Origin of the sequence: Kitasatospora sp. CB01950 (assembly GCF_001905465.1) — a bacterium.
In the GTDB taxonomy this organism is placed as follows: domain Bacteria; phylum Actinomycetota; class Actinomycetes; order Streptomycetales; family Streptomycetaceae; genus Kitasatospora.
The window spans coordinates 177542-193084 of sequence record NZ_LISX01000009.1 but is presented as its reverse complement, the minus strand read 5'-3'; the positions used below and the strand labels follow the sequence as shown (position 1 = coordinate 193084).

Sequence of the window (15543 nt, the reverse complement as noted above, 5' to 3'; positions counted from 1 at the left end):
GGTGTGCTCCGCTTTCCGTGCGTCGGTTCCGTGAGCAGGGTCAGTTGTCGCCGTGCGACCGGAGCGCGGCGGTGACGGTGTCGAGGAGCTCGTTCCAGGACACCTCGAACTTCTGCACGCCCTCCTCCTCCAGCACCCGGACCACGTCGTCGTAGTCCACGCCGGCCGCGGCGACCGCGTCCAGCACGGCCTGGGCGTCCGCGTAGTTCGGGGTGATGGTGTCGCCGGTGACGACGCCGTGGTCGTCGGTGGCGTCCAGGGTGCCCTCGGGCATGGTGTTGACGGTGCCGGGGGCGACCAGCTCGGTCACGTAGAGGGTGTCCGGCAGGCTCGGGTCCTTGACGCCGGTGGACGCCCACAGCGGGCGCTGCGGCTTGGCGCCGGCCGCCTCCAGGGCCGCCCAGCGGGCCGAGGCGGGCTTGGCGCCGTCGACCGAGCCGTAGACCTCCTCGTACGCCTGGTAGGCGAGGCGGGCGTTGGCGACCGCGGCCTTGGAACGCAGGTCCTTGGCCTCGCCGCCGAGCGCGTTCAGACGCTTGTCGATCTCGGTGTCGACGCGGGAGACGAAGAACGACGCGACCGACTCGATCTGCGAGAGGTCCAGGCCGGCGGCCTTGGCCTGCTCCAGGCCGGTCAGGTGCGCGTCGATGACGGCCTTGTACCGCTCCAGCGAGAAGATCAGCGTGACGTTGACGCTGATGCCCTTGGCGAGCACCGCGGAGATCGCGGGCAGACCGGCCAGCGTGGCGGGGATCTTGATCAGCACGTTGGGGCGGTCGACCAGCCACCACAGCTGCTTGGCCTCGGCGACGGTCGCCGCGGTCTCGTGGGCGAGGCGCGGGTCGACCTCGATGGAGACCCGGCCGTCACGGCCGTTGGAGGCGTCGTACACCGGGCGCAGCACGTCGGCGGCGTCGCGGACGTCCGAGGTGGTGATCATGCGGACGGCCTCGTCGGTGGTGACCTTGCGTACCGCGAGGTCCTCCAGCTGGCGGTTGTACGCGCCGTTGCCCGCGATGGCCTTCTGGAAGATGGTCGGGTTGGTGGTGACGCCGACGACGTGCTTCTCCTGCACCAGCTCGGCCAGGTTGCCCGAGTTCAGGCGCTCCCGGCTGAGGTCGTCCAGCCAGATCGCCACGCCTTCTTCGCTGAGGCGGTTCAATGCGTCGGTCATGGTGCTTCAGTCCCTCTTCTTCTTTTCGTACGTCTGGTGGAGTCCGGGGCCCGGCCCGGGGGAGTGCGGATCCCCCGGGCCGGGGTGAGCGCTAGCGGGAGACGGCCTCGACCGTGCGCAGCGAGGCGCGGGCCGCGTTGGCGACGGCGTCCGCGGTGATGCCGAACTCCTGGTAGAGCACCTGGTAGTCGGCGGAGGCGCCGAAGTGCTCCAGGCTGATGATCCGGCCGGCGTCGCCGACCAGCTCGCGCCAGCCCTGCGCGATGCCCGCCTCGACAGAGACCCGGGCCCGGACGTTCGGCGGCAGCACGCTGTCGCGGTACGCCTGGTCCTGCTCGTCGAACCACTCCACCGACGGCATCGAGACCACGCGGGTCGGGACGCCCTCGGCCTGCAGCGCCTCGCGGGCCTGCACGGCCAGCTGCACCTCGGAGCCGGTGCCGAGCAGGATGACCTTGGGCTCGCCGCCCTCGGCCTCGGCCAGTACGTAGCCGCCCTTGGCCGCGCCCTCGGCGGAGCCGAACACCTCGCGGTCGAAGGTCGGCACGCCCTGCCGGGTCAGCACCATGCCGACCGGGCCGGGGTGGCTGGTCTGCCGCTCCAGCACGGTGCGCCAGGCCACGGCGGTCTCGTTGGCGTCCGCCGGGCGGACCACGGCCAGGCCGGGGATGGCGCGCAGCGCGGCCAGGTGCTCCACCGGCTGGTGGGTCGGGCCGTCCTCGCCGAGGCCGATCGAGTCGTGCGTCCAGACGTACGTCACCGGCAGCTTCATCAGCGCGGCGAGTCGGACCGCGGGGCGCATGTAGTCGGAGAACACCAGGAAGGTGCCGCCGTAGATGCGGGTGCGGCCGTGCAGCGCGATGCCGTTCATCACGGAGCCCATGGCGTGCTCGCGGATGCCGTAGTGGATGGTGCGGCCGTACGGCGAGGCGCTCTTGAGCGGGTTGCCCTCCGGCAGGAAGGAGGACTCCTCGTCGATGGTGGTCAGGTTCGACTCGGCGAGGTCCGCGGAGCCGCCCCACAGTTCGGGGACGAGCTTGCCGACGGCCTTCAGGGCGTCGCCGGACGCCTTGCGGGTGGCGACGTCCTTGCCGGCCGGGAAGGACGGCAGCGCCTTCTCCCAGCCGTCGGGCAGCTCGCCGATCTGGATCCGGTCGAACTCGGCGGCACGCTGCGGGTTGGCGGCGCGCCACTCGCGCAGCTGCTCCTCCCAGGCGGTGCGGGCGGCCTGGCCGCGCTGCACGACCTCGCGGGTGTGCGCGACGACCTCGTCGGTCACCTCGAAGGTCTTCTCCGGGTCGAAGCCCAGCACCTTCTTGGTGGCGGCGATCTCGGCGTCGCCGAGGGCCGAGCCGTGGGCCTTGGCGGTGTCCTGGGCGTTCGGCGCGGGCCAGGCGATGATGGTGCGCATCGCGATGATCGACGGCCTGCCGGTCTCGGCCTTGGCGGCCTCCAGCGCGGCGGCCAGCGCGACGACGTCGATGTCGCCGTCCGCCTTCGGGACGACCCGCTGGACGTGCCAGCCGTACGCCTCGTAGCGGGCCAGCACGTCCTCGGAGAACGCGGTGGCGGTGTCGCCCTCGATGGAGATGTGGTTGTCGTCGTACAGCGCGACCAGGTTGCCCAGCTTCTGGTGGCCGGCCAGCGAGGACGCCTCGGCGGAGATGCCCTCCTGGAGGTCGCCGTCGGAGACGATCGCCCAGACGGTGTGGTCGAACGGCGAGGCGCCGGCCGGCGCGTCCGGGTCGAACAGGCCGCGCTCGTAGCGGGCGGCCATCGCCATGCCGACCGCGTTGCCGACGCCCTGGCCGAGCGGGCCGGTGGTGGTCTCGACGCCGGCGGTGTGGCCGTGCTCGGGGTGGCCCGGGGTGCGGCTGCCCGCGACCCGGAAGGCCTTCAGATCGTCCAGCGACAGTCCGTAACCGGACAGGAACAGCTGGGTGTACAGCGTGAGGGAGGTGTGCCCCGGCGAGAGCACGAAGCGGTCGCGGCCGACCCAGGTCGGGTCGGTCGGGTCGTGGCGCAGGAAGCGCTGGAAAACGAGGTAGGCGGCGGGGGCCAGCGACATGGCCGTGCCCGGGTGCCCGTTCCCCACCTTCTGCACGGCGTCCATGGCCAGGACCCGGGCCGTGTCCACGGCTCGTTGGTCCAGCTCGCTCCACTCGAATACATTCGGCGTCGTGCTCACCCTGACTCAGGGCTCCTTCCGGATTTCTGTAGAAGTGTCACCCCGTGAAGGGGACCGGTCGGCCACGCCGCTGTGGCTGGTGCCGATCACGGAGGGTTGATCCCGCTTCTCTGTGCGAGCCTACCGTTTGCGGGGCACCTCACCCTGCGTGCCGGGCAACGTGGACCGGCGGCGTCGCATTCCCCTGGCTGGTCGTCAACTGCTCTGTCCTACATTCACCCGGCAGGGGAGGGTTTGCCCGTCCGAGGGGCAAGACGCGCGCGGGCACGGCTCGCCGGAGGACCCCGGGGCGGATCGGGAGATATGGAACGTCTATGGTTGCGTGGTACGCGCAGCGCGGACGGTGGGCACCCTGCGGGTCTCCGGGACGCCTGTGGAAGTTCATCGACTGTTGAGGTGTCCGTGACCGCCGTCGAATCCCGCCCCGCCGGGGTGGTAGGGACGAGCACCGCACGCCGGCCGTTCGGGGCCCGCATCGGGGCCTTCGTCGCCCTCACCAAACCTCGGATCATCGAGCTGCTGCTGATCTCCACGGTGCCGGTGATGTTCCTGGCCCAGGGCGGCGTGCCCAACCTGTGGCGGGTGCTCGCGGTGGTGGTCGGCGGCTACCTGTCCGCGGGTGGCGCCAACGCGCTCAACATGTACATCGACCGCGACATCGACGCGGTGATGTCCCGTACCGAGCGGCGCCCGATCGTCACCGGCATGGTCTCCCCGCGGGAGGCCGTGGTCTTCGGCGTGACGCTGGCCGTGGTCTCCACCGTCTGGCTCGGGGTCCTGGTCAACTGGCTGTCCTCGGCGCTCGCGCTGGCCGCACTGCTGTTCTACGTGTTCGTCTACACGCTGGGCCTGAAGCGGCGCACCGCGCAGAACGTCGTCTGGGGTGGCATCGCCGGCTGCATGCCGGTGTTCGTCGGCTGGGCGTCCGTCACCAACTCGCTCTCCTGGGCGGCGCTGCTGCTGTTCCTGGTGGTGTTCTTCTGGACGCCGCCGCACACCTGGGTGCTGTCGATGAAGGTCCGCGACGACTACACCCGGGCCGGCGTGCCGATGCTGCCGGTGGTCCGCGGCAACATCGGCGTCGCCAAGCAGGTCGTCGTCTACTCCTGGGTGATGGTGGCGACCTCGCTGCTGGTGTGGCCGGTCGCGCACACCAGCTGGCTGTACCCGGCCACCGCCGCCGTGCTCGGCGTGCTGTGGATGAAGGAGGCGTACGCGCTCCAGTCGCGCGCCAAGGCCGGCGTCGTGGGCGCCAAGCTCAAGGAGATGCGGCTGTTCCACTGGTCGATCACCTACCTGACGCTGCTCTTCCTGGAAATCGCGATCGACCCGTTCATCGGCTGATCGGTTCTCGGTCCCCCCTTCTGACACTCGGCCTCAGCGCGGCGCAAGCCCGCTGGGGCCGACGTGGTTCTCCAGCCACTCGTGCAGCGGGGCCGCCGCGTGCAGGAAGCCGGTGATCCGGCCGTACGCCTTCGCGGTGCCCAGCCACGGCGCGGGCTCCCACTGCTGCCAGGCGATCAGGCCCTTGTGCCGCAGCAGCTCGATCCGCGGATGGTCCTTCGGGTAGCCGCGCGGCGCGGTCTTCAGGCTGTCCCGGCCGACCACCTCGGGCCCGGCCGCGCGCACCGCCGCCACCACCCGCTCCAGCTCCGCGCCCGGCAGGTCCTCGGCGACCGCGGTGCGGTAGGCCGCCAGCTGGTCGCTCGCCAGGTGGTAGTAGCCGAGCCCGCAGGCCAGCCCGTCGGCGGACAGCTGCACGTACCCGCCGGACTCCAGCACCGCGCCGATGTGCGTCTTGTACGGCGACTTGTCGGCCGAGAAACGGACGTCCCGGTTCGGCCGGAAGATCTTCCCCGGGCCGAACTCGGGCTCCAACCGGGCCAGCAGCGCCTCCATCGGGGCGCGCACCAACTCCTCGTACCGGGCGCGGTGCGCCGTCCAGAACGTCCTGGAGTTGTCGGCCTCCAGGTGCTCGTAGAACTCCAGGGCCTCGGCGGGCCAGCCACGGAAATCGTTCACCCGGCCAGTATTCACGTCTCCGGGGCGGGTTCGAGGGGTGACGGTTCGTCAGCGGAAACAGTTCTCCAGTAGGGTCGGCCACCGCCGTGCGCCCATCGTCATCTTTTCGGGGGAACCGATGCCGCTGCAGTCCATCGTCGTGTCCGGGTACCGCCTCCGGGTCCGTGAACCGGCCGAGCTCGCCGAACGGATCGGCGCCTTCGCCGAACCGGCCACCCGGATACTGCTCGGCGCGGACGGCCTGACCACCACACTGCTGGCCGCCTGGACCGGGGCGCCCGTGCGGGTCGGGTGCGCCGACCACCGGCGGGTGACGGCCGCCGGGGCGCCCGCCGGGGCGGCGGCGCTGCTGCGGGCCGCGGCGGACGAGGAGCTGATCGTCCGCCGCTCGGTGCTCACCGGCCCCGCCGGCGCCGAACTCTCGCGCAACCTGGTGGTCGCCCGGCCGGTGCTCTCCGCCGCCGCCGAACAGTGCCTGACCGACCCCGCCGCGCCCATCGGCGCCGCCCTCCAGGCCTCCGGCACCGGCCTGCGGCGCACCGTACTGGACGCCGGGGTGCGCGACTGGGACGGCGCGGACGCCGCGTACAAGACCTACCTGATGTGGCACGGGACGCAGCCGCTGGCCGTCGTCACCGAGACCTTCAACCCGGCCGCGGTGCCCGCCGCGTCCGTCGCCGCACTGCTCGCCGGAGGCCGCCGATGACCCGCCGCACCACCACCGTCGCGATCGTCGGGGCCGGGCCCGCCGGGCTGGTGCTCGCCCACGTGCTGCACCGGGCCGGGATCGCCGTCACCGTCCACGAGCGCCTCTCCCGGGCCGCCGTGGAGAGCGCCGCCCGGGCCGGGGTGCTGGAGCACCGGGTGGTCGAGTACCTGCGGGCGCTCGGCCTGGCCGACCGGCTGACCGCCGAGGGCGAACGGCACGGCCGGTGCGAGATCACCTGCCTCGGCGAGAACGTGCTGGTCGACTACGGCGCGCTGTCCGGCGGCGTCCGGCACTGGGTGTACCCGCAGCAGCAGCTGCTGCGCGACCTGATCGCCGCCTACGAGCAGGCCGGCGGCTCCGTCGCCTTCGACCGGCCGGTGCGGGGCGTCACGGCGGACGCCGCCGGCCGGCCGGTGCTGGACACCGCCGACGGCCCGCTGCACGCCGAGTACGCGATCGGCTGCGACGGCGCGCACGGCATCGTCGCCGCCGCCTTCCCCGACCGCGCGCAGGGGCCCGGGCGGCGCTACCCGTACGACTGGCTGACGGTGCTGGCGCGGATCTCCCGGCCGGTCGAGCAGATCCGGTACGCGGTGCACGCCGACGGGTTCGCCGGGATGATGCCGCGCACCGCCGACGTCGGGCGGTTCTACCTGGAGGTGCCCGCCGGGGAGGAGCCCGCCGCCTGGGACGAGCCGCGGATCCGTGCCGAGCTGCACCGCAGGCTGGCCCTCGGCGGCGACGACCCGGTGCTCGGCGAGCTGCTGGAGACCGGCATGCTGCGGATGCGCGGCCGGGTCGCCCACCGGATGCGCTCCGGCCGGCTGCTGCTCGCGGGGGACGCCGCGCACACCGTCACGCCGTCCGGCGCGAAGGGCCTCAACTCGGCGGTCGCCGACGCCGCCGACCTGGCGGGCGCGCTGCTCGCCGAACTCCGCGACGGCGACGGCGACGGCGACGGCGGCGCGCCGGACGGCGGCGACGCGCTGGACGGCTACGAACGGCGCAGGCTGGACGCGGCCTGGCAGACCCAGGAGTTCTCCGAGCAGCTGCTCGACCTGCTGCACCTGCCCGCCGGGCTGGCGGCCGAGGAACGCGGGTTCGCGCTGCGGCTGCGCCTGGAACGGATCCGCCGGATCGCCGCCGCCGGGCCGGAGGGCGCGGCCTTCGCGCTGGCCTACGCCGGGGCCGGTGAGCTGCCGCTGCCCGCCATGTGGCCGTCGGCACAGGGCGGTGCCGTCGCCACCGGCACTACCGGTCGGTAGCATGCGGGCATGACCAGCGCAGAGACCGCCACCACCGCCGCGCCGGACGCCCGCATCGAGCGCCGCGCCAAGCGCATTGCCAAGCACCTGAGCAGCTTCGCCGCGCAGCACGGCGGCAGCGCCGACGGCGTCGTCGAGTACGTCGGCCGCACCGCCACCCGGATCGTCGTGGTCGGCGCGGACGGCACCTGGGGCGACCAGGTCGCCCCGACCTACGCGATCGGCCGCCGGGCCGCCGAACTCGCCGGGCTCACCCTGCACGACGACTTCGAGGGCGAGCTCGGCCTGAAGGTGAAGACCGGCCCGTACGAGTGGAAGCGGATGGCGGGCATCCAGATCTGACGGGGCCCGTCACCGCTGGGCGGTGAGTTTGAGCAGGAGCGCGGACAGCTGTCCGCGCTCCTGTGCGTTCAGCGGGGCGAGCGCCTCGTCCAGCAGGGCGGGCACGGCGGTCTCGGCGGCGGCCAGGCGGCGGCGGCCGGCCGGGGTGAGGGTGACGGCGTAGGCGCGGCGGTCGGCGGGGTCGCGTTCGCGGCGGACCAGGCCGTCCTGCTCCAGGCCGTCGCAGACGCCCACCATCACGGTGCGGTCGATCCGCAGCTGCTCGCCCAGGGCGCGCTGCGAGGACGGGCCGCGCTCGGCGAGCATCTTCAGCACCAGGTGCGGGCCCACGCCGAGGCCGGCCGCGCGGGCGTGCGCCTCGGCGATCCGGGCCACCGCCGAGGAGGCGCGGCACAGCGCGATGTCGGGCCGCTCGGCGGCGAGCTGCGGGAAGTAGCCGTCGGTCATCCGTCCTCCTGATCGGTCGTGGGCAGCAGTGTAATCGTCTGGCCGCAGATTGTTTGACCGTCGATCGATGGCCTCATATGCTTCCAGATCATCTGCGCAACAACTGTCTGCCGCCAGACGATAGGGGAGTGCTGTGCTGCTCGACCTCGATCCCGACCAGTTGCTGTCCACCACCCGGGCCGTCCGCAAGCGCCTGGACCTCGACCGCGAAGTCTCCCGCGAGCTGATCGAACAGTGCGTCGACCTCGCCACCCAGGCCCCCACCGGCCGCAACCGGCAGCGCTGGCACTTCCTGGTGGTCACCGAGACCGAACAGCGGCTGAAGGTCGCCGAACTCTTCCGCACGGCGCTGCGCACCGGCGGCGGCGCCCCGCCCACCGCCCGCGACCACGCCCGGATGCACGCCCACCCCGGCAGCATGGAGCGGATCTACGACGGGCTGCAGCACCTGTACGACAACGTCCACCGGGTGCCGGCGTTCGTCGTCCCGGCGATCGAGGGCCGCACCGAGGGCGCCTCGGTGCTCGACCAGTCGATGACCTGGGGCTCGATCCTGCCCGCCGTCTGGAGCTTCATGCTGGCCGCCCGGGCCCGCGGCCTCGGCACCGTGTGGACCACCGCGCAGGGCCCGGTGGAGCGGGAGCTGGCCGAGCTGCTCGGCGTCCCGCACCGGGAGGTGATGCTGGCGGCGTTCATCCCGCTCGCACACACCGTCGGGACCGACTTCAAGCCGGCCCGACGGATCCCGCGCGAGCAGGTCCTGCACTGGGACAGGTGGTGAGCGCTACGCGACCAGCTCGGCGGACGGGGCGCCGGCCTGGGCCGGGATCTGCGCGCGGCTGCGCAGTGCCAGCGGGATCCGCAGCGCGGCGCCCCAGACCAGGGCGGCGCCCAGCATGTGCACGCCGACCATGATCTCCGGCGCGTCGGTGAAGTACTGGATGAAGCCCAGCACGCCCTGCGCCAGCAGCAGCACGAACAGGTCGCGCACCCGGGCACGGGCCGCCGGCGGGGCCTTCACGGCGGCGAACACCAGCAGCGCGGCCAGCGTCAGGCCGACCGAGAGGAACACCAGGTCGGCGTGGGCCTGGGTGAGCCGGTCGTAGTCGAAGGTGGTGATGCGGGGGGTGCCGGCCGAGCCCGGGTGGTGGCCCGCGCCGGTGACCAGGGTGCCGACCAGCGCGAGCGCGCCGATCGAGGCCACCAGCACCTGCGCGAAGCGGTGGATCGCCGGGGCGACCAGCAGCCGCGGCTCGCCGTCGCCCTCCTTGGACCGCTCCCAGCTGAGCACCGCCGTCCACACCAGGCCCAGCGCGGCCACCATGTGGAAGCCGACCACGTACGGGTTGAGGTGGGTGAGCACCGTGATGCCGCCGATCACCGCGTTCGACATCACCAGCCAGAACTGCGCCCAGCCGAGCTTGGTCAGCGCGGGCCGCCACGGCTTGCAGCAGCGGGCGGCCAGGATGAACCAGCCGACCGCGGCGGACAGCACGTAGGTGAGCATCCGGTTGGTGAACTCGATGATGCCGTGGATGCCCATCGCGGCCGTCGGCGTCAGGCTCTCGCTGGTGCAGCGGGGCCAGGTGGTGCAGCCGAGGCCGGAGTCGGTGAGCCGGACGGCGCCGCCGGTGACCACGATCACCACGCTCATCACCAGGGCGGCCATGGCGGCCAGGCGGACGTGCTGCGGGCTCGGATGCCAGCGCTCGGCGAGGAGGGAGAACGGATTGGTCACCGGACCATCGTAGGCGGGCTTACACGCGGCCCCGGCGCGGGCGGGTCCGGCGGCCGGTCCGGCAGGGGACGCGCGGACAAATGGGGCGGATCGAGCGTGTCGGGTCATTGGTCTTGACCACTCGGCGAGTGGCCGAAAGAGTGCGGTTTGGTCCAGACCTTTCACGGTTCGGGCTCATCTCCCCCTGCCCGTCTCCACCCCCGCGGAGTCCTGCACATGCGCAAGTCCATATCCGCTGCCGCCGTGGCACTCGGTGGCTCTCTCACCCTCGCGGCCCTGGTCGTCCCCACCCCGGCGACCGCCTCCCCCGGCGAGGGCACCTGTTTCAGCCTCGGTGTCGCCGGCCGGTACGGCGAGTTCATCGAGGGCGACGACACCCACAGCCCCGACGCCGAGGGCGCGGTGGCGATCGGCGGGAACGCCGATTTCAGCCACGGCGGCTTCACCGTCGGCAACGAGCTCACCGCCGCCCAGGTGGCCGCGCTGCCCGGCGGCAACGCGCTGGTGGTCGGCGGCAACCTGATCCAGAACGGCGCCCACGTCCAGGTGATGAAGGGCAAGGGCGTGGTGGCCGGCCAGGTCGTCGGCGGCGGCCAGCTGGAGGGCGTCACGAAGGGCGCCAGCCCGATCGACTTCGCCGCCGAGTTCGCCAAGCTGCGGGCGCTCTCCGCCGAGCTGGCGAAGACCGCCGGCGCGGCCCCGACGGCGGACGGCCGGACGCTGACCTTCACCGGCGCCGACGCCAAGGCCAACTTCTTCACGGTGGCGGCGGACACCCTGCAGAAGGCGGGCGAGATCCAGCTGAAGGTCCCGGCCGGCTCGTCCACCGTGATCACCGTCACCGGCGGCAGCTACGACCAGACCAAGGCCCCCACCAGCGGCTTCCTGATCTGGGACAACGCCAAGAAGAGCTACGTGCTGGACGACAAGCTGCAGTCCGCGGACGGCGGCGCCGAGCGGGCGAAGCTGCTGTGGAACTTCCCCACCGCCACGAAGATCACCAAGCACAGCGGCAACGCCTGGCCGGGCAGCATCCTGGCGCCGAACGCGGCGTTCGACCTGGGCAAGGGCGGTCCGGTGAACGGCTCGGTGTGGGCGAAGTCGCTCACCGGCAGCGGCGGGGCCGAGACCCACCACTACCCGTTCGAGGGCTGCCTGCCCGGCACCGTGGTGCCGCCGGTCTCGCCGTCCTCGACGCCGTCGAGCTCCACCGGCGGCTCGGAGAGCCCGTCGCCGTCGAGCAGCGCCTCGACCCCCGGCGGCAGCGAGTCGCCGACCCCGGGCGGCTCGGGCAGCCCGGCGCCGAGCGGATCGGCCGGCGCCACCCCGTCGGCGTCCGCGAGCCACGGCGCCTCGGGCGGCAGCGGCAGCGGCGGCGGTGGCGGGCTGGCGTTCACCGGCGCCGAGGGCCTGGTGCCGCTGACCGTCGGCGGGGCGCTGGTGATCGCTGCGGGCGGCGCGCTCGTGTACAAGGCGCGCCGCAAGAAGGCCGCCGCCTCCTCCTGACCCAGGAGTAGGGCCCCCTCCCGGGGCCCTACTCCCAGCGGAAGAAGCGGGCCGCGGCGGCCAGGCCCAGCACCGACCAGACGGCCAGGATGCCGAGGTCGGCCCAGGGCGTGCCGCCGCCGAGCTGCAGGACCGAGCGCAGGCCGTCGGAGAGCGCCGAGATCGGCAGCAGCTCCAGCACCGGGCGCACCGCGTCCGGGAACTTGGCGAGCGGGACGACCACGCCGCCGGCCAGCAGCAGCAGGATGAACACCAGGTTCGCGCCGGCCAGGGTGGCCTCGGCGCGCAGGGTGCCGGCCATCAGCAGGCCGAGGCCGGAGAACGCCGCGGTGCCGAGCACCAGCAGGAGCAGCACCGCCAGCGGGTTGCCGTGCGGCGACCAGCCGAGGGCCAGCGCGATGCCGGACAGCAGCAGCACCTGGAGCAGCTCGGTGACCAGCACGCAGCCGGTCTTCGCGGTCAGCAGCGCCCAGCGGGGCAGCGGGGTCGCGCCGAGCCGCTTGAGGACGCCGTAGCGGCGCTCGAAGCCGGTGGCGATGGCCTGGCCGGTGAAGGCGGTGGACATCACGGCGAGCGCCAGCAGGCCGGGGGCGAGGAAGTCGACGCGCTTGCCGGGGCCGTCCACGGCGACCACGTCGACGGCGGAGAACAGCACCAGCAGCACGGTGGGGATGACCACCGTGAGCAGCAGCTGTTCGCCGTTGCGCAGCAGCATCCTGGTCTCCAGGGCGGTCTGCGCGAGCAGCATCCGGCCGACCGGGGCGGCGCCCGGGCGGGGGGTGAGGTCGGTGGCGGTCATCGCAGTTCCCGTCCGGTCAGGTCGAGGAAGACGTCTTCGAGGCTGCGGCGCTGCACCGCGAGCTTGTCGGGCATCACCCCGGCCTCGGCGCACCAGCCGGTGACGGCGGCGAGCAGGGCGGCGTCCAGGGCGCCCTCCACCCGGTAGGAGCCGGGCGTGGGCTCGGCGACCACGGCGGTGTCCGGGAGCACCTTGCGGAGGCCGGCGAGGTCCAGTCCGGCGGGGCCGTCGAAGCGCAGCTGGGCTTCGCTGCCGCGCAGTTCGTCGGGGGAGCCCTGGGTGATCACGCGACCGCGGTCGATGATCGCGACGTCGTCGGCGAGCTGTTCGGCCTCGTCCATCTGGTGCGTGGTGAGGACGACGGTGACGCCGGCGGCGCGGAGTTCGGAGACCAGCTCCCAGGTGGCGCGGCGGGCCTGCGGGTCGAGGCCGGCGGTGGGCTCGTCCAGGAAGACCAGCTCGGGGCGGCCGACCACGGCCATGGCGAGGGCCAGGCGCTGCTGCTGGCCGCCGGAGAGCCGGCGGTAGGGGGTGCGGCCGCAGGAGTCCAGGCCGAGGCGTTCGGCGAGCGGGCCGACGGGCAGCGGGTTCGCGTACAGCTTCGCGGTGTGCTGGAGCATTTCGAGGGCGCGCGCACCGGCGTACACGCCCCCGGACTGCAACATCACGCCGATCCGCGGCCGCAGCTGCGCGGCCTGTGCGACCGGGTCCAGCCCGAGTACCCGGACGGTGCCGGCGTCGGGGCGGCGGTAGCCCTCGCAGGTCTCGACGGTGGTGGTCTTGCCTGCGCCGTTGGGGCCGAGCACCGCGGTGACGGTGCCGCGCGCGATGGCCAGGTCCAGGCCGTCCACGGCGATCTTGTCGCCGTACCGCTTGACCAGTCCGGTCACCTCGACGGCGGGGTCTGCATGCATACCGGCGAGTGTAGGAGCAGTTCACGGCCCCGATCAGGTAAGGCATGCCTTCCGTGACGGAGGCCACCGGTGAGACCGGGGTCACGGCTTGTTTCCGGCCGACGAATTACGCAACAATCGTGTTGTGAAAAACAATCGCGAGCATGCCGCCCAGCGGGAGCCCGAGGCTCCCGGCTGCGACATGCCTGCGACGGCGATGCCGGAGGCCCTGACCGAGGGGCACCGGGCGACCCGGGAACGGGTGGCCCGGTCGATCCTCGACCACGGGCCGTCCTCGGCCGCCGACCTGGCCGGACGCCTCGGCCTGACCAGCGCCGCGGTGCGCCGTCACCTGGACGGCCTGACCGCCGCCGGGCTGGTCGAGTCCCGCGAGCAGCGGGTGTACGGCAGTCGCGGTCGCGGCCGCCCGGCCAAGGTGTTCGCCCTGACCGACGGCGGCAGGGACGCCTTCCACCAGGCCTACGACCAGCTCGCCGCGGACGCGTTGCGCTGGATCTCGGAGGCGGCCGGCGGCGGCGAGGCGGGCGGGCAGGCGGTTGCCGCCTTCGCCCGGGCCCGGCTCGCCGAGCAGGGCAGGAAGTACCGGGGCGCGGTCGAACAGGCCGACGCGCAGCAGCGCGCCGAGGCACTCGCCAGGGCTCTGAGCGACGACGGGTACGCTGCCACGGTGCGGCGTGTTCCGACCGCCGGCTCGGCGCCCGCCGCCCCGGCCGGCGCCCAGCTCTGCCAGCACCACTGCCCGGTGGCGCACATCGCCGAGCAGTTCCCGCAGCTCTGCGAGGCCGAGACCGAGGTCTTCTCGCAGCTCCTGGGCACCCATGTGCAACGGCTGGCCACCATCGCCCACGGCGACGGGGTCTGCACCACGTATGTGCCGGCATCCGGTGCCGCACCGTCGTCCTCCCGGACGCCCGGTGCCGTGCCGCCTGCCGGTACGTCCCCCAACGAAACCGGCTCCACCGCGCGGAGGAACCTCGCATGACTGACATCGCACACCCCGAGCTCGAAGGCCTCGGCACGTACGAGTACGGCTGGGCCGACTCGGACGCGGCCGGTGCCGCCGCCAAGCGCGGCCTGAGCGAAGCGGTCGTCCGGGACATCTCGGCGAAGAAGAACGAGTCCGAGTGGATGCTCAACCTTCGCCTCAAGGGTCTGAAGCTGTTCGGCAAGAAGCCCATGCCGACCTGGGGCTCCGACCTGTCGGGCATCGACTTCGACAACATCAAGTACTTCGTGCGCTCGACCGAGAAGCAGGCGGAGTCCTGGGAGGACCTGCCCGCCGACATCAAGGCGACCTACGACAAGCTGGGCATCCCGGAGGCGGAGAAGCAGCGCCTGGTCGCCGGTGTCGCCGCCCAGTACGAGTCCGAGGTCGTCTACCACCAGATCCGCGAGGACCTGGAGGAGCAGGGCGTCATCTTCCTGGACACCGACACCGCGCTGCGTGAGCACCCGGAGCTGTTCAAGGAGTACTTCGGCACCGTCATCCCGGTGGGCGACAACAAGTTCGCCTCGCTGAACACCGCGGTGTGGTCCGGCGGATCGTTCATCTACGTGCCGAAGGGCGTGCGCGTGGACATCCCGCTGCAGGCCTACTTCCGGATCAACACCGAGAACATGGGCCAGTTCGAGCGGACGCTGATCATCGTCGACGAGGACGCCTACGTCCACTACGTCGAGGGCTGCACCGCGCCGATCTACTCCTCGGACTCGCTGCACTCCGCGGTGGTCGAGATCATCGTCAAGAAGGGCGGCCGCTGCCGCTACACGACCATCCAGAACTGGTCGAACAACGTCTACAACCTGGTAACCAAGCGCGCCGTGGCGTACGAGGGCGCGACCATGGAGTGGGTCGACGGCAACATCGGCTCCAAGGTCACCATGAAGTACCCGGCCGTCTACCTGATGGGCGAGCACGCCAAGGGCGAGACGCTGTCGATCGCGTTCGCGGGCGAGGGCCAGCACCAGGACGCCGGCGCGAAGATGGTCCACATGGCGCCGAACACCTCGTCGCACATCGTCTCCAAGTCGGTGGCGCGCGGCGGCGGCCGGACCTCCTACCGCGGTCTGATCGAGATCGGCGAGGGCTCGCACGGCGCCAAGTCGAACGTGCTGTGCGACGCGCTGCTGGTCGACACCATCTCCCGTTCGGACACCTACCCGTACGTGGACGTCCGCGAGGACGACGTGTCGATGGGCCACGAGGCGACCGTCTCCAAGGTCTCCGAGGACCAGCTCTTCTACCTGATGAGCCGCGGCCTGAGCGAGACCGAGGCGATGGCGATGATCGTCCGTGGCTTCGTCGAGCCGATCGCGCGCGAGCTGCCGATGGAGTACGCGCTGGAGCTGAACCGGCTGATCGAGCTGCAGATGGAGGGCGCGGTCGGCTGACGTACCGTCAGCCCCCGCCCGTCCGTCGACCATTTCCGAAAGAGAGCA

15 protein-coding genes are annotated in these 15543 nt (G+C 72.5%); 8 read left to right on the top strand and 7 right to left on the bottom strand.

Translation table 11 applies throughout. From position 1 onward, the window contains the following. Positions 1–40: 40 nt before the first annotated feature. Positions 41–1174, bottom strand: a complete 1134-nt coding sequence (gene tal / locus AMK19_RS23095) for a transaldolase (RefSeq protein WP_073814870.1) — start codon at positions 1172–1174, stop codon at positions 41–43. A 91-nt stretch (positions 1175–1265) separates the two neighbouring features. Then, positions 1266–3362 carry a transketolase gene (gene tkt / locus AMK19_RS23090; protein ID WP_073814869.1) on the bottom strand — a complete coding sequence of 699 codons (2097 nt, stop codon included), beginning with the start codon at positions 3360–3362 and terminating at the stop codon, positions 1266–1268. Between the two features lie 402 nt (positions 3363–3764). On the opposite strand from tkt, the gene AMK19_RS23085 reads away from it, so the two are divergent. Next, entirely contained in the window at positions 3765–4706 is a 942-nt protein-coding gene (locus AMK19_RS23085; protein ID WP_073815120.1) for a heme o synthase, read from the top strand. A 33-nt stretch (positions 4707–4739) separates the two neighbouring features. Here AMK19_RS23085 and AMK19_RS23080 read toward each other — a convergent pair whose 3' ends face one another. Continuing rightward, entirely contained in the window at positions 4740–5384 is a 645-nt protein-coding gene (locus AMK19_RS23080) for a DUF2461 domain-containing protein (RefSeq protein ID WP_073814867.1), read from the bottom strand. A 118-nt stretch (positions 5385–5502) separates the two neighbouring features. Between AMK19_RS23080 and AMK19_RS23075 the strand changes: the two genes are divergently transcribed. The 3 genes from AMK19_RS23075 to AMK19_RS23065 are packed head-to-tail and all read left to right on the top strand — an operon-like array spanning position 5503 to position 7700. Further along, positions 5503–6090, top strand: coding sequence for a chorismate pyruvate-lyase family protein (locus AMK19_RS23075; RefSeq protein ID WP_073814866.1), 588 nt, complete (start codon positions 5503–5505; stop codon positions 6088–6090). Continuing rightward, positions 6087–7358, top strand: coding sequence for an FAD-dependent monooxygenase (locus tag AMK19_RS23070; RefSeq protein WP_073814864.1), 1272 nt, complete (start codon positions 6087–6089; stop codon positions 7356–7358). The genes AMK19_RS23075 and AMK19_RS23070 overlap by 4 nt, the downstream gene beginning before the upstream one ends. A 9-nt stretch (positions 7359–7367) precedes the next feature. Further along, positions 7368–7700 carry a hypothetical protein gene (locus AMK19_RS23065; protein ID WP_073814863.1) on the top strand — a complete coding sequence of 111 codons (333 nt, stop codon included), beginning with the start codon at positions 7368–7370 and terminating at the stop codon, positions 7698–7700. A gap of 9 nt (positions 7701–7709) precedes the next feature. Here the strand turns inward: AMK19_RS23065 and AMK19_RS23060 are convergent, their stop codons facing one another. Then, positions 7710–8147, bottom strand: coding sequence for a MarR family winged helix-turn-helix transcriptional regulator (locus tag AMK19_RS23060; protein WP_073814861.1), 438 nt, complete (start codon positions 8145–8147; stop codon positions 7710–7712). Positions 8148–8280: 133 nt separating this feature from the next. On the opposite strand from AMK19_RS23060, the gene AMK19_RS23055 reads away from it, so the two are divergent. After that, positions 8281–8928, top strand: a complete 648-nt coding sequence (locus AMK19_RS23055; RefSeq protein WP_073814860.1) for a nitroreductase family protein — start codon at positions 8281–8283, stop codon at positions 8926–8928. Between the two features lie 3 nt (positions 8929–8931). Here AMK19_RS23055 and AMK19_RS23050 read toward each other — a convergent pair whose 3' ends face one another. Next, a complete protein-coding gene (locus AMK19_RS23050; protein ID WP_073814858.1) occupies positions 8932–9885 on the bottom strand; it encodes a COX15/CtaA family protein in 954 nt (317 codons plus the stop codon). A gap of 216 nt (positions 9886–10101) precedes the next feature. On the opposite strand from AMK19_RS23050, the gene AMK19_RS23045 reads away from it, so the two are divergent. Next, entirely contained in the window at positions 10102–11391 is a 1290-nt protein-coding gene (locus AMK19_RS23045) for a choice-of-anchor A family protein (protein WP_073814857.1), read from the top strand. 28 nt (positions 11392–11419) lie between these two features. Here the strand turns inward: AMK19_RS23045 and AMK19_RS23040 are convergent, their stop codons facing one another. Together AMK19_RS23040 and AMK19_RS23035 are read right to left on the bottom strand one after the other, a co-directional pair. Then, positions 11420–12190: an ABC transporter permease gene (locus tag AMK19_RS23040; RefSeq protein ID WP_073814855.1), complete on the bottom strand. Its 771-nt coding sequence runs from the start codon at positions 12188–12190 to the stop codon at positions 11420–11422. Next, positions 12187–13104 carry an ABC transporter ATP-binding protein gene (locus tag AMK19_RS23035; RefSeq protein ID WP_073814854.1) on the bottom strand — a complete coding sequence of 306 codons (918 nt, stop codon included), beginning with the start codon at positions 13102–13104 and terminating at the stop codon, positions 12187–12189. Before AMK19_RS23035 ends, AMK19_RS23040 begins: the two co-directional genes overlap by 4 nt. Positions 13105–13285: 181 nt before the next feature. On the opposite strand from AMK19_RS23035, the gene AMK19_RS23030 reads away from it, so the two are divergent. Beyond that, positions 13286–14086: a helix-turn-helix transcriptional regulator gene (locus AMK19_RS23030; RefSeq protein WP_073814852.1), complete on the top strand. Its 801-nt coding sequence runs from the start codon at positions 13286–13288 to the stop codon at positions 14084–14086. Continuing rightward, complete coding sequence (gene sufB / locus AMK19_RS23025; RefSeq protein WP_073814851.1) at positions 14083–15495, top strand: Fe-S cluster assembly protein SufB; 1413 nt, start codon at positions 14083–14085, stop codon at positions 15493–15495. The genes AMK19_RS23030 and sufB overlap by 4 nt, the downstream gene beginning before the upstream one ends. Positions 15496–15543 lie beyond the last annotated feature (48 nt).

Excerpts from the sequence above, each read along its gene's own strand:
- AMK19_RS23035 (WP_073814854.1), bottom strand. The coding sequence starts at position 13,104 with ATGCATGCAGACCCCGCCGTCGAGGTGACCGGACTGGTCAAGCGGTAC.
- AMK19_RS23040 (WP_073814855.1), bottom strand. The coding sequence starts at position 12,190 with ATGACCGCCACCGACCTCACCCCCCGCCCGGGCGCCGCCCCGGTCGGC.
- AMK19_RS23075 (WP_073814866.1), top strand. The coding sequence starts at position 5,503 with ATGCCGCTGCAGTCCATCGTCGTGTCCGGGTACCGCCTCCGGGTCCGT.
- AMK19_RS23065 (WP_073814863.1), top strand. The coding sequence starts at position 7,368 with ATGACCAGCGCAGAGACCGCCACCACCGCCGCGCCGGACGCCCGCATC.
- AMK19_RS23045 (WP_073814857.1), top strand. The coding sequence starts at position 10,102 with ATGCGCAAGTCCATATCCGCTGCCGCCGTGGCACTCGGTGGCTCTCTC.
- tal (WP_073814870.1), bottom strand. The coding sequence starts at position 1,174 with ATGACCGACGCATTGAACCGCCTCAGCGAAGAAGGCGTGGCGATCTGG.
- AMK19_RS23030 (WP_073814852.1), top strand. The coding sequence starts at position 13,286 with ATGCCTGCGACGGCGATGCCGGAGGCCCTGACCGAGGGGCACCGGGCG.
- AMK19_RS23070 (WP_073814864.1), top strand. The coding sequence starts at position 6,087 with ATGACCCGCCGCACCACCACCGTCGCGATCGTCGGGGCCGGGCCCGCC.
- sufB (WP_073814851.1), top strand. The coding sequence starts at position 14,083 with ATGACTGACATCGCACACCCCGAGCTCGAAGGCCTCGGCACGTACGAG.
- AMK19_RS23060 (WP_073814861.1), bottom strand. The coding sequence starts at position 8,147 with ATGACCGACGGCTACTTCCCGCAGCTCGCCGCCGAGCGGCCCGACATC.